The sequence below is a fragment of the Gordonibacter sp. 28C genome, assembly GCF_003339845.1.
In the GTDB taxonomy this organism is placed as follows: Bacteria; Actinomycetota; Coriobacteriia; order Coriobacteriales; family Eggerthellaceae; genus Gordonibacter.
Genome location: NZ_PPTR01000002.1, coordinates 277,333 through 289,432, shown reverse-complemented (window position 1 = coordinate 289,432; position 12,100 = coordinate 277,333). Strand labels below are relative to the sequence as shown.

11 protein-coding genes are annotated in these 12,100 nt (G+C 62.9%); 7 read left to right on the top strand and 4 right to left on the bottom strand.

Annotated elements, in window-relative coordinates; genetic code table 11:
* The first annotated feature begins 191 nt into the window (after positions 1-191).
* The 4 genes from C1878_RS03590 to C1878_RS03575 all read left to right on the top strand — a co-directional run bounded on the left by C1878_RS03590 (position 192) and on the right by C1878_RS03575 (position 4,892).
* Complete coding sequence (locus C1878_RS03590) at positions 192-2,429, top strand: molybdopterin-dependent oxidoreductase (RefSeq protein ID WP_114600333.1); 2,238 nt, start codon at positions 192-194, stop codon at positions 2,427-2,429.
* Positions 2,430-2,438: 9 nt separating this feature from the next.
* Entirely contained in the window at positions 2,439-2,780 is a 342-nt protein-coding gene (locus tag C1878_RS03585; RefSeq protein ID WP_114600332.1) for an oxidoreductase, read from the top strand.
* 59 nt (positions 2,781-2,839) lie between these two features.
* Complete coding sequence (locus C1878_RS03580; protein ID WP_114600331.1) at positions 2,840-3,391, top strand: DUF2798 domain-containing protein; 552 nt, start codon at positions 2,840-2,842, stop codon at positions 3,389-3,391.
* 175 nt (positions 3,392-3,566) lie between these two features.
* On the top strand, positions 3,567-4,892 hold the full coding sequence (locus C1878_RS03575) for a helix-turn-helix transcriptional regulator (RefSeq protein WP_158539701.1): 1,326 nt from the start codon (positions 3,567-3,569) through the stop codon (positions 4,890-4,892).
* On the opposite strand, the gene C1878_RS03570 is transcribed toward C1878_RS03575, so the two are convergent.
* The 4 genes from C1878_RS03570 to C1878_RS03555 form a co-directional block, all read right to left on the bottom strand.
* Positions 4,889-5,539, bottom strand: a complete 651-nt coding sequence (locus C1878_RS03570; protein WP_114600329.1) for a flavodoxin family protein — start codon at positions 5,537-5,539, stop codon at positions 4,889-4,891. The two genes, C1878_RS03575 and C1878_RS03570, sit on opposite strands and share 4 nt — an antisense overlap.
* 202 nt (positions 5,540-5,741) lie before the next feature.
* Complete coding sequence (locus C1878_RS03565) at positions 5,742-6,947, bottom strand: ABC transporter permease subunit (RefSeq protein ID WP_114600328.1); 1,206 nt, start codon at positions 6,945-6,947, stop codon at positions 5,742-5,744.
* A 1-nt stretch (position 6,948) separates the two neighbouring features.
* Positions 6,949-7,851 carry an ABC transporter ATP-binding protein gene (locus C1878_RS03560; RefSeq protein WP_114600327.1) on the bottom strand — a complete coding sequence of 301 codons (903 nt, stop codon included), beginning with the start codon at positions 7,849-7,851 and terminating at the stop codon, positions 6,949-6,951.
* On the bottom strand, positions 7,852-8,763 hold the full coding sequence (locus tag C1878_RS03555) for an ABC transporter ATP-binding protein (protein ID WP_114600326.1): 912 nt from the start codon (positions 8,761-8,763) through the stop codon (positions 7,852-7,854).
* A gap of 128 nt (positions 8,764-8,891) precedes the next feature.
* On the opposite strand from C1878_RS03555, the gene C1878_RS03550 reads away from it, so the two are divergent.
* The 3 genes from C1878_RS03550 to C1878_RS03540 all read left to right on the top strand — a co-directional run bounded on the left by C1878_RS03550 (position 8,892) and on the right by C1878_RS03540 (position 12,083).
* Complete coding sequence (locus tag C1878_RS03550) at positions 8,892-9,470, top strand: TetR/AcrR family transcriptional regulator (protein ID WP_114600325.1); 579 nt, start codon at positions 8,892-8,894, stop codon at positions 9,468-9,470.
* Positions 9,471-9,688: 218 nt separating this feature from the next.
* On the top strand, positions 9,689-10,891 hold the full coding sequence (locus C1878_RS03545) for an NADP-dependent isocitrate dehydrogenase (RefSeq protein WP_114600324.1): 1,203 nt from the start codon (positions 9,689-9,691) through the stop codon (positions 10,889-10,891).
* Positions 10,892-11,237: 346 nt separating this feature from the next.
* On the top strand, positions 11,238-12,083 hold the full coding sequence (locus C1878_RS03540) for a transporter substrate-binding domain-containing protein (RefSeq protein WP_114600323.1): 846 nt from the start codon (positions 11,238-11,240) through the stop codon (positions 12,081-12,083).
* Positions 12,084-12,100: the final 17 nt, after the last annotated feature.

The following is a 12,100-nucleotide window of genomic DNA, read 5'->3' as shown; positions in this document are numbered from 1 at the left end:
CGGCAAAGGCGCGCCTATCGCTCAAGCTTCCCCCTCAAGCGAAAAAGGCAGGCTGCGGATAATGCTTGCAGCATTATCCGCAGCCTGCCTCGGTAAATAAGCTCCTGTTGATTAAGACAGCCGGACGTTGCCCTTCCATACTTCGTTTCATGAAGCCCCATAAGACGAGGGACGAGGAAAGGAAGGGCGGCATGGAAACCATAGCGGCAGGACAAGGCTTTCCGCTCCATACGAGGAAAGACGGGGAGACGGTAACGCGCACAAGCGCCTGGACGGCGCCGGGCTGCCACAACGGCTGCGGCATCAAGATCCACACCGACGACCAAGGCAACGTCACGAAAATCGAAGGGGATGAGGCGACTCCGTTCAACCAGGGCCGTTTGTGCGCGCGGTGCTTCGCGGTTCCCGATGCGCTGGCGGCAGACGACCGCTTGCTCTATCCCTTGAAGCGGGCGCGGGAAGATCGCGGCAAGGACAAGTTCGAGCGCATCACCTGGGACGAGGCATACGACCTCATCGAGGCGACCTTCAACGACATCAAAGAGAAGTACGGCGCGGAATCCGTGATATTCCAGCAGGGAACCGGGCGGGACATCACGCCTTACATCACGCGTCTTTCCTGGTCGTTCGGCAGTCCCAACTTCGGCGGCGTCGGGCAATCGGGCGATTCCTGCTATCTGCCGCGCATCGCCGGCATGGTCGGCACGCTGGGCGGCTTTTGGCTGGCGGATTACTCGCAGCAGTTCGTCGACCGCTTCGACAATCCTGAATGGCGCGCTCCCGGCGTCATCTTCAACGTGGGCGTGAACCTGCTCGTGTCCAACTCCGACGGGGTGATGGGGTACTGGATGGTCGAATGCCTCAAGCGCGGCTCGAAGCTCATCAACGTCGATCCCAAGATCACCTGGCTGTCGTCCCGAGCCGACCTCGTCCTGCGCCCGCGTCCCGGCACCGACGGCGCCTTGGCCATGGGCATGATCAACTACCTTATCGAGAACGACCTGTACGACAAGGACTTCGTCGATAAGTGGTGCTACGGCTTCGAGCAGTTGGCGGAGCGCGCCAAGGAGTACCCGCTTTCAAAGGTGGCCGCCATCACCTGGCTTGCAGAAGACGATATCGTCCGGGCAACCCGCATGATCGTAGAAGACGGTCCGGCCGCCCTGCAATGGGGTCTTGCGGCCGATTCGTCCAATGCGGAAGCGGTGCCGGCGGCGCATGCCATGCAGACGGTGTTCCAGATCACGGGAAACGTCGACGTGCCCGGCGGCATGATCATGCCGACCGACATCCTCCCCGGCGGATACGCCGGAGGCTGGGGCAGGGAGCTCATCAGCCAGGAACAGCTCGCCAAGAAGATCGGCATCAAAAAATACCCCATGTACGCGTTCGCCACCCCGTACACCGAATCGGAAGAGGTGCTCAAGGTTCTTGAGTCGGGCGAGCCTTACGAGCTGCATGCCTGCTGGAACCAGACGATGAACCCCATCAGCTGCATGGCGCCGGAGCCCGAGCGGGTGCTCAGGGCCTTCCAGAAGCTCGACTTCTTCGTCGACGTCACTCCGTACATGACGCCCACGACCATGGCGCTTGCCGACGTCGTGCTGCCGGTGTGCCTGTTCCCCGAGCGCAACGGCGTGGCTCTGACGACCGGCTCCCAGCGCGCCGCCGCCATGGTCAAAGTGACCGAACCGCGCGGCGAATCGAAATCCGACCAGCAGATCAACTTGGAGCTGGGCAAGCGCTTCAACCCGAAAGGTTGGCCGTGGGACACGGTCGAGGAGATGTTCACCGAGATGATCAAGCCCACGGGATACACCTTCGAGGAACTGTGCGAGGTGTCTCCGGTTCTCCCCGCATTCCAGTACCGCAAGTATGAAAAGGGCCTGCTGCGTCCCGACGGGCAGCCGGGCTTCAACACGTCGACCGGGCGCATCGAGCTTTGGTGCGGCATGTTCCAGTCGATCGGGCAGGATCCGCTGCCTTACTACGAGGAAGTGCGTCCCGGCCCGCTGGCCACGCCGGACTTGTACGAGAAGTACCCGCTCATCCTTACCACGGGCGTGCGTCGCTGGACCACGTTCCACTCCGAGCATCGCAACATGCCGCGCATGCGCGCTATCGTGAAGGAGCCGCTTGCCCAGATGAACCCCGCCGATGCGGAGAAATACGGCGTGAAAGACAACGACATCGTGGAGCTTTACAACAACAACGGCAAAGCCCACATGCGCTTGCGCGTGACGCCCGAGATCATGGAGGGCAACATCCAGACCGACCATGCCTGGTGGTTCCCCGAGGGCGACCCCGAGGACCTGTACGGGGTCATGGACGTGAACGTCAACAACCTGTGCGAGTACGACTGCGGAAAGCACGGGTTCGGCACGAACATCAAGGCGCAGCTCTGCGCCGTCCGAAAGTACGAGGAATAGGAGAGAGCCATGAAAGCACTGCTTATCGATGCTCGCTGGTGCTACGGCTGCCACGGTTGCGAGCTTGCCTGCCAGACCGAGCATGGCATGAAAGTGGGGGAGAACGGCATCGTCGTCACCCAGATCGGCGTTTGGCCTTACGAGGACAAGGGGGGTGCCGAGAAATGGCAGCATTCGTACCTGCCGGTGCCGACGGACCAATGCGACGCCTGCGCCGCGCGCACCTCCGAGGGGGAGCTGCCCACCTGCGTGAAGCACTGCTTCGCGAACTGCCTTCGGTTCGGAGAGGTGGAAGAGTTGGCCAAGGGGCTTACCGATGCCAAGCAATGCCTTTACGTGATTGAGAAATAGCAGCGACTTCGCACAAGAGCGCTCGGGGTTCCTACTGTATTTCCGAAGAGAGGAATAACATGCCGTACTATCAAGGACCTGCAGGTTTCGGTCGTATTATGAACATGGTCGTGAACTTCGTCATAACGATTTTCTTCGTATGCCTGATTTTGGGCAGCGCGCAGGCCGCCGCGCCGCAAGCGCCCATCTTCACCCCGTTGAACTCTATCGTGATGTTCATTCCGGGATATTGCGTAGCCTGCTTCATCGGCGAAGCCCTTCCCGTCTCGAATTGGGCGAATAAAGCGGTCGCCGCTCTGCGCATTACCAACAAGGTTGCGTCGAGCCTGATAACCGCCCTGATATTCGACGTGGTGTTCACAACGATTCTGAGCATGATTCTGTGCTGGGTGAACAACATTCAGGCGCTCGGCTTGATGGGCACCATCGACGCGTGGCTCCACGTGTACCCCATCGCGCTTCCCTGCGTGTTCGTATTGGTGTTGATCGTTCTTCCGCTGTCGACGGCGATAGCTGCGAAGGTCAGCGGTTTTGATCCGAGGAAGATCGCGCAAGGAGGCGCCCCGGACGGCGGCCCTCGCGCATCGAAGGACGATCAAGCATTTGCGTGATCGTCTCGCTCTGGGTACTATCTGAATAAGCGTGTAAACGCGCCTGCCCCGTCCGCGCGATGGGGCAGGCTTCTGACGTTTAGGGGCAGGGAGAGCTATGGGGGAGCGAAAAACCGTGGTGTCGGGCACGCGTGCGGTGCTGCACGGCGCCCTATCGTGGTGCTTGGGAACGTGCGTGTGCCTGCTTGTCGCCTCGGCTATCGCAATGCCGCCGCTGCTGGACGTTTTCTTGCTGGCGTGCTTTGCCGGCGGGTTCGCCGTGGCCGCCTTCCTGCTGAGCTTGCCCAGCCTTGCCCAAGTGCTGACCGACATCGAGCGCACATGCCCGATGGCGTGCGGCCTGTGCTTCGGCGTTTTGATGGCTGCCCTGCTCGTTTCCCTGCGCATGATGCCGGGAAATCTGGCGGTCGCCGCTATCTCAGCCGCCCTTTCGGGCGCTTTGAGCTGGACGGTGATCGTCGCGATGCTTTTTCTTTCGGACGTGCTGTCCGGCCCGATGCGCGTTCACGGCGTGGCGGCGGCTTTCTCGCTGGCGACGTGCTTTGCGCTGATGGCAGTTGAGCAGGTGGTGGTCCCCTTCGTCATCCTGGCTTTCGTGGGGGCGGTGCTTTTAAGCGCGGAGCTTGCGGAGGCGAAGGACATCGAGGCGGATGAGGACAAGCCCCTGGTGAACATTTTCGCGCGCTTCAACAAGCGCGCTCCGTTTGCCAACGCCCTGTACGGCATCGTGTTCGGCATGACGGCGTCCTTCTCCCTGAAGTACGAGGCAAACGGCCTGGTTGTTGTTGCCCTGTTGGCTCTGGGAGTCGTTCTTGCCGGGTTGCTGCCGCGCAAGAGCAACGACAAGCTGGTTAACGAAGCGGTGGTGTTGGTGGCGGCCGGCTGCTTCCTCTGCATTATGGTGGAGCCGGAGTTCTTGGCACCGGTTGCCAACGGCGTGCTGCTGGGGTTGTTCGGCTTCTACTTTCTGCGCAACCTTGGGTGGGCTTTCGGCCAGTGCGTCAAGATCGGCAACTTGGACACGCCGGTGATCTCGCGGGCCCTGCTTCCCCTTCTGGCGGGCTTCTTCGCGGGTTCGCTCGTTGCCTTGGGGCTGGCGGTGGGAGGCAGCCAGGATCTCGTCGTCTACGCCGACGCGGCTGTTGTATTGGTGCTGGTGGTGTCTGCCGTATTTTTCACACCGAGCCTTGCCACCCCCTTCGCACGGGAGGACGGCGAGGGGAATGCGGGCAAGGGAGTGCCCGTTGGCGTTCCGGACAAGGGGCCGGATGCGCTTTTGAGGCGGCAATGCGACATCGTTCGGGGCGAGTGCGGGCTGACCGAGCGCGAGGCCGAAATACTTTTCCTGTTGTGCAAAGGCAGAACGGCGGAATACATAGGCAAGCAGCTGTTCATTTCAAGGAACACGGCTCGCGTTCACATCTACCATGTCTACAACAAGACGGACATACACGCGCAACAGAAGCTGATCGACTACGTTTCATCCATCGAGGCCGATTAGGCGGAAACCGCGCACAGCCTCGCCGCCATGTCACGGGCGGCTTGCAACTCTTGGGGGAAGCGTTCGGCGCGAACGGCGGCCTTGTGCGGCTCGTCGAAGTTCGAGGCCGCGTAGCGGGCGTAGTCGTCGAACTGGTAGTTGTCGGCCGAGACCACGTACGCGGACGGACCGCGCAGAAGCTCCAGATATCGTTTGTTCTCGTCGAACAGATGCGGGTAGCCCGCTGCCTCCACCCGGTCGTGCGGCATGCCCATGGCGTAAACGAAGCCGGTGGCGATGCGCCCCTCGAAGCACCGGCGGTCGGGCGCGTCGTAGGACAGGCACGGGAACACGAGGCGTTCGAGGAACGCCTTCGTCGCGGCGGTGACGCCGCCCAGGTAGATGGGCGACCCCAAGATCACCACGTCGCTTTCCATGGCGCGCTGGAGCACGGGCGAGAGGTCGTCGCGCAGGGCGCAGCGCCCGACGAGCCGACCGTCCTTCAGCTTGCAGGCGAAGCAGCTCGCACAGCCCTTGCAGTTCAAGTCGCTCAGGTGCACGAGCTCGGTCTGCGCGCCGGCGGACGTCGCGCCTTCGAGGGCCGCTTCGAGAAGCGTTGCCGTGTTCCTGTTCTTGCGCGGGCTTCCGTTGACGGCGAGCACCTTCATGGGCGTCTCCTTGCTTCGTCGAGCACGGTATCGAAGACTCGATTATCGCGCTTGCGGGAGGGGCGTGCAAGCGGAGAAGGATCTTGAGCCGGAACGCCTCGAAAGGGAACTGTCCCTTTGCGAGGCATTCCGGGCGACCTTGCGCGGCATGAGCGGGGCGCTTGCCGCGCAAGCGCATCTCGAGATATCTCCGCCTGCCGCTTTACAGCGGCAGGTCCTTCTTCTGGAAGCGGATGGCGCCTGCGACGTAGCAGACGACGGCCACGGCGGCCAGCACGGCCAGCTTCCACACGAAGGCGTAGTCCACGGCACCCGAGCCGATGGTGCCGATGGCGTTGATGTCGAACAGCCCGATGAGCGTGAGGTTGTTGAACACCCCGAGCGCCTCCACGCCGATGCCCATGTCGACGAGGCTCTGGGAGCCGAACATGCCCAGAAGCGATGCGAGGAAGAACCACACGGTGAGGCCGCCGCCGAAGGCCATGGACTTCTTGCTCTGGCTGAACACGCAGCTGCCGAAATAGCACAGGCCCGCGATCGCCTCGACGAGAACGTACATGCCCGCGTACAACATGACGGTTTTCTCCACGTTCACCTCGCCGAACAGCGCGATCGACGATCCGATGCGCACGCAGCACACGATGCCGATGATGACGAGCGGCACCACGATCAGGTAGGTCGCCTGGGTGATGGCCACGGCCGAGCGCTTCGTGGGCGTGGACAGCACGTAGGCCATCGATCCCTTGTCCACCTTGTCGGCCACGAGCGAGTTCGCAACGATCACGATGAGCAGCAGGATGGGCAGCAGCCCCATCACCGTGAAGTACATCTGGTTGAGCATGGACGTGCTGTCCATGGAGCCCATGGTGTCCATGAGGTCGGTGGACACGCCCATGGTGGCGAACATGGTGTTCATCATGTCCTCGATATCGAGGTCGTCGCCGCTGAACACGCCTTTCACCTGGCCCAGCGCGTACACGTACTCGAACTGCTCGACGTAGGTGTCGAGCGGAACGTCGGACTTCTCCAGCTGCACCGCCGCGTCTTGCAGCCCTTGGACGCTCAGGTCCAGGTCGGCTTGCTTGTTCATGAGATCGAACAGCGTTTCGTAGGGCGCCTTGTCCGACGTGCTGGCGAAGTCGTCGTAGGACAGGTCGGCCTGCGCCATCTCGTCGTAGGAGGCCATGGCGTACAGGTACGAGTAGAAGTCCTGCTGCGCCTCGGTCTTCTCGTCTGCGGTCAGCTCGCTTTTGCTGTCGGAACCCATGAGGTTCGTCGCGTAGTTGATGACCACGCACATGCCGCACATGATGACCAGGATGACCAAGGCCAGCACCAGGTTGGACTTGAAAGTCTGCTTCATCAAAGGCTTCGAGAAGAAGCGCGTCGTCTTGGTGTTCGCGCCCATGTTAGTTCGCTCCCTTCAGGTACACGTTCTTGAAGTGCTGCTCCAGCGTGAAATGCTCTTCGCTCAACGAGGCCACCGAATAGGCTTTCAGCGTGCGCAGCAGGTGGTTGAGGTCCTTCGCCGACACCTCGACGGTGACGGTGGCCGCAGCTTCGTCGACGGACTTCACGGGTTTCCACGCGCCTGCGAAGCGCCCGGCTTCGCTGCGCGACGCGAACGCGACATGGAAGGTCCTCGCGTCGCCGTTTCGCAGCTCGCGCAGGTCGAACACCTCGATGATCTTGCCGTCCCTGATCATGGCCACGCGGTCGCACACTTCCTCGATCTCCTCGAAGATGTGGCTCGACATGAACACGGTGCGTCCCTTCGCCTTCTCGGCGCGCACGAGGTCGAGGAACGTGTCGCGCATGAGCGGGTCCAGGCCGGTGGTGGGCTCGTCCAGCACGAGGATCTCCTTGTCGCCCATGAGCGCGGCGGCGATGGCCGTCTTCTGCTTCATGCCCTTCGACATGCGCTTGAGGTTGGCCGACGGGTCCAGCTGCAGCAGCTTCACCACGTGGTTCAGGTACGTGAAATCGGTCACGCCCAGGAACTCGGCCTGCGATTTCAGGAAGGCGGTGCCGGTGGGCAGGCTGGGGAAGGCGATCTCGCCCGGCACGTAGCTCACGTGGTTCATGATGCGCGTGGAATCGCGCCACGAGTCCATCCCCAAGATCGACGTGCTGCCCGCGTCGGGCTTGATGAAGCCCATGAGGTGGCGGATGGTGGTGGTTTTGCCGGAGCCGTTCGTGCCCACGTAGCCGAACACCTCGCCCCGCTTGACGCGCAGGTCGAGGTCGAACACGCCGCGACCGTGGCCGTAGTCCTTGGTCAGGCCGTCCACGCGGATGACGGCGTCTTCCATCTACCTCACCTCCTCGTATTGGCGGTCTTCCCGGTAGAACTGCATGAAGTAGTCCTCCAGGGTGAAGGGGATCTCCTCGAAGTCGGTCACGTCCGTGTCGGCGAGGTCGGCGATCAGCCGGTTCGCCTGGGCGTCGTTCACGTGGATCTTCGCCCGGCGCCGTTCGGGGCTCTGCGCGGCGAACTCGTAGGGCAGGGCGGTGAACGCGCGATAGGCGTTGTCGCTTGCGAAGGACACCTGGTAGAACCTCTCGCCGCGCTGGTGGAACTCGTTCGTCTCGAACTGCGACACGATGCGCCCGTCTTTGATGATGGCGATGCGGTCGCAGGTGGCGTCGACCTCGTTGAATAGGTGCGAAGAGAGGAAGACGGTTTTGCCGCGTCCTTTCTCCCATCGCACGTAGTCGATGAACACCTGCTGCATGACGGGGTCGAGGCCGCTCGTGGGCTCGTCGAGGATCAGGATGTCCGGATCGTGCATGAACGCGGTGACCACGGCCATCTTGCGCTTCACGCCCAGGCTCATCTCGCGCGTGGAGATGCTCGGGTCCAGGTCGAACGTGTCGAGCAGCAGCTTCAGATGCTCGTCGTTGCGCACGCCGCGCATCCGCTCCATCATGCGCAGGAACGCCGTGCCGGTCATGCCGGCGGGCAGTGCGATCTCGCCCGGCAGGTAGCCCACGCTGCGCTGCAGCTCGGCGGAGCGCGTCCAACAATCCTGCCCGAGGATGGCGGTCGTGCCTGCTTGCGGGCGGGAGAAGCCCATGAGGTGGCGGATGGTGGTGGTCTTGCCGGCGCCGTTCGGGCCGAGGAAGCCGAAGCACTCCCCGCGTTCCACCTCGATGGACACGTCGAACACGCCGCGGCCGTGGCCGTAGTCCTTCGTCAGATGGGAAATCGCTATCTCGGGCATGCGCATCACCCCTTACGCTTGTGGTAAACTATCCAACAACGTGTTGTGTGATAAAAGCATAGGGGGCGCAAGCCCGTACATCAACCGACAACTTCGTTGCGAATGTCGGACGATCGGAGGCGCATGGCATGAAGAAGCAGCCGGAGCAGACGGCGCAGACGCGCAAGAAGCTCATGGACTCGTTTTGGAAACGGTATCGCGAGGGCGGCATCGAGCAGGTGACGGTGGGGGCGGTGACCAAGGACGCCGGCTACAACCGCGGAACGTTCTACGAGTACTTCACCGACGTGTACGACCTGCTCGATCAGCTGGAGGACGAGCTGCTGGACGAGCTCGAGCGCAATGCGGCGGCCATCGTCGGCGCAGGGATCCCGCGCAGCCTCCACGAGTTCTCGATGCGGTGCGCGCAGCTGTTCGCCACGCACAACGAGGAGGTGCTCGTGCTGCTGGGCGACAAGGGCGACCCGCGGTTCCTCGTGAAGGTGAAGCGGACCATGATGCCGTTCTTCTTGCAGGTCACGGGCGTGTCGGAGGACGAGCCGAACGTCGAGTACCTTGCCGCGTTCATGTTCCACGCGATGTTCGGCCTCGTGAGCCAGTGGGGCGGGAACGGCAGGGACCTGCCGCCCGAGGAATTCCTCGAAATGATGCAGACCCTCGTGGCGAACGGTGTGTCGGGTTTCATCGGGCGCCCTTTGTTCGCCTAGAAGCTGGGCGTTGCCTGAGCGGGGCGATCGCAGGGGCGGCAGCCCGCTCCTGCGGGGCGATTCCGGCCGGCGCCGCGCGGTTGGGGCCGGCGGCTCCGGTTCTTGCTCTGTTTTCGGGGCGATTCGGCTGAATCTGACGGTATCATGGTCGGGTACGAGAAAACGGGTTTGCCGCGCCCGGAGGGTCGGGGCGGCCGCATGAGGACGAAAGGGCGACCATGGCGAAAATTCAGATGACCACGCCGCTGGTGGAGATGGATGGCGACGAGATGACGCGCATCATCTGGCAGATGATCAAAGACGAGCTGCTAGAGCCGCACATCGATTTGAAAACCGAGTACTACGATCTGGGCCTGGAGCACCGCAACGCCACCGACGACCAGGTGACGGTGGACTCCGCCGAGGCCACGAAGCGCCTGGGCGTGGCCGTGAAATGCGCCACCATCACGCCGAACGCCGCGCGCATGGACGAGTACGACCTCAAGCAGATGTGGAAGAGCCCCAACGGCACCATCCGCGCCATCCTGGACGGCACGGTGTTCCGCACGCCCATCACGGTCGCGGGCATCGAGCCGTGCGTGCGCAACTGGACGAAGCCCATCACCATCGCCCGTCACGCCTACGGCGACGTGTACAAGAACGCCGAGCTGCGCATTCCCGGCCCCGGCACGGTGGAGCTGGTGTACACCGCGGCCGACGGCGCCGAGACGCGCGAGCTGGTGCAGAAGTTCGACGGCCCCGGCATCGCCCAGGGCATGCACAACCTGGACGCGTCCATCGAGAGCTTCGCGCGCAGCTGCTTCGAGTACGCGCTCGACGTGCGCCAGGACATCTGGTTCGCCACGAAGGACACCATCTCCAAAAAGTACGACCACCGCTTCAAGGACATCTTTCAGGAGATCTACGACGCCGAGTACGCCGCGCGCTTCGAGGAAGCCGGGATCGAGTACTTCTACACGCTCATCGACGACGCCGTGGCGCGCGTGATGAAGGCCGACGGCGGCTTCATCTGGGCGTGCAAGAACTACGACGGCGACGTGATGAGCGACATGGTGTCGAGCGCCTTTGGCTCGCTGGCCATGATGACGTCGGTGCTGGTGAGCCCCCAGGGCTATTACGAGTACGAGGCCGCGCACGGCACGGTGCAGCGCCACTACTACAAGCACCTGAAGGGCGAGGAGACCTCCACGAACTCGGTGGCCACCATCTTCGCGTGGTCGGGCGCGCTGCGCAAGCGCGGTGAGCTGGACGGCCTGGACGACCTCGTGGCGTTCGCCGACCGTTTGGAGAAGGCCACGCTTGACACCATCGAGGCCGGCGAGATGACGGGCGATCTCGCGCTCATCACCACGCTGCCGAACCCCGTCAAGCTCAGCACGCGCGACTTCATCTTGGCCGTGGCCAAGCGCTTGGCGGCGTAACGGCGCGCATTCTTGCGAACGCGGAAGCGGCCTTGGCGGGATCGTCCCGCCAAGGCCGCTTTTCTTTGCCGTCAAAGAGGTTCGCGGCTGCGGCTTCATCCGCATCGCCTTACCTTTTTGACCTGCGGTTTGGCAACCCTTAATAATAATTTGAACCTTCGTTCGACCCCGTTGTCCTCCTTTCGTTTTGGCATACTTACAGTTTTAGCGACGCATATGCGACCGCATCGCGCTCAAAAGCGCTCGGGCAGGTTGCGCCGCGTTTTTCAAGATGGGCCCGCACGCGCCGAAGCTTGCACGGGGCGCGCTGCGGCGGGGGTAGAGGTACTCGGATCGGAGGAGAAGGATGGGCAAAGCTGGCATGAGAAGGGGCGTGGCGCTCCTGCTCGCCGCCCTTGCGCTCGCGCTCGCGCTTGCGCTCGCGGGACTGGCCGGGTGCGGCGGCGATGGCGGCAAAGAGGCTGCGGGCAACGGCAAAACGCTGCGGGTGGGCGTGCGCAGCGACGTGGTGGGCTTCGGCTACCTCAACGAGGACACGGGCAAGTACTACGGCCTGGAGATCGACATAGCCAACGAGATGGCCGAGCGGCTGGGCTACGACGATGTGGAGTTCGTGACCGTGCTGCCTGAGAACCGCAAGGACATGCTGCAGAACGGCGACGTGGACTGCCTGGTCGCCTGTTATTCCGTCGCGGAGTCGCGCGAGAAGAACTTCGACTTCTCGCCGGCGTACTACGAGGACTCCTCCATCGTGATGGTGGAGAACAGCTCGCTCGTCGCCGGCATCGAGGGACTCAAGGGCAAGACGATCGCCACCATGTCCGGAGCGAACACGGCTCCGCAGCTGGCGCAGAGGTTGACGGACGTGGGCTTCACGTCGGGCGAGGTGGTCTCTCAGACCGAGGACCACGCGGAAACGGTGTTCGACAACTTCCGCTTGGTGCAGCTCGACTCGTATCGGGATCTCAGCCAAGCGCTGGAGGAGGGCACCGTCGACGCCGCGTGCATGGACGGCAGCATCGCCCACACGTACCTGAACGACGGCCGCAGCATTCTCGGTTTCAAGATCGCCACCCAGAGCTATGGTGTGGCCACGCAGAAGGACTCCCCCTTGAGCAAACCGGTTTCCGACGCCGTTCAGGCGATGATCGACGACGGTACGGTCGCCGAGCTGACGGACAAGTGGGACTGACGGGGAGGCGCTGGAAC

Coding starts and splice junctions, on each gene's coding strand:
- C1878_RS03545 (WP_114600324.1), top strand. CDS start 9,689: ATGGCGAAAATTCAGATGACCACGCCGCTGGTGGAGATGGATGGCGAC.
- C1878_RS03590 (WP_114600333.1), top strand. CDS start 192: ATGGAAACCATAGCGGCAGGACAAGGCTTTCCGCTCCATACGAGGAAA.
- C1878_RS03580 (WP_114600331.1), top strand. CDS start 2,840: ATGCCGTACTATCAAGGACCTGCAGGTTTCGGTCGTATTATGAACATG.
- C1878_RS03565 (WP_114600328.1), bottom strand. CDS start 6,947: ATGGGCGCGAACACCAAGACGACGCGCTTCTTCTCGAAGCCTTTGATG.
- C1878_RS03570 (WP_114600329.1), bottom strand. CDS start 5,539: ATGAAGGTGCTCGCCGTCAACGGAAGCCCGCGCAAGAACAGGAACACG.
- C1878_RS03585 (WP_114600332.1), top strand. CDS start 2,439: ATGAAAGCACTGCTTATCGATGCTCGCTGGTGCTACGGCTGCCACGGT.
- C1878_RS03560 (WP_114600327.1), bottom strand. CDS start 7,851: ATGGAAGACGCCGTCATCCGCGTGGACGGCCTGACCAAGGACTACGGC.
- C1878_RS03540 (WP_114600323.1), top strand. CDS start 11,238: ATGGGCAAAGCTGGCATGAGAAGGGGCGTGGCGCTCCTGCTCGCCGCC.
- C1878_RS03550 (WP_114600325.1), top strand. CDS start 8,892: ATGAAGAAGCAGCCGGAGCAGACGGCGCAGACGCGCAAGAAGCTCATG.
- C1878_RS03555 (WP_114600326.1), bottom strand. CDS start 8,763: ATGCCCGAGATAGCGATTTCCCATCTGACGAAGGACTACGGCCACGGC.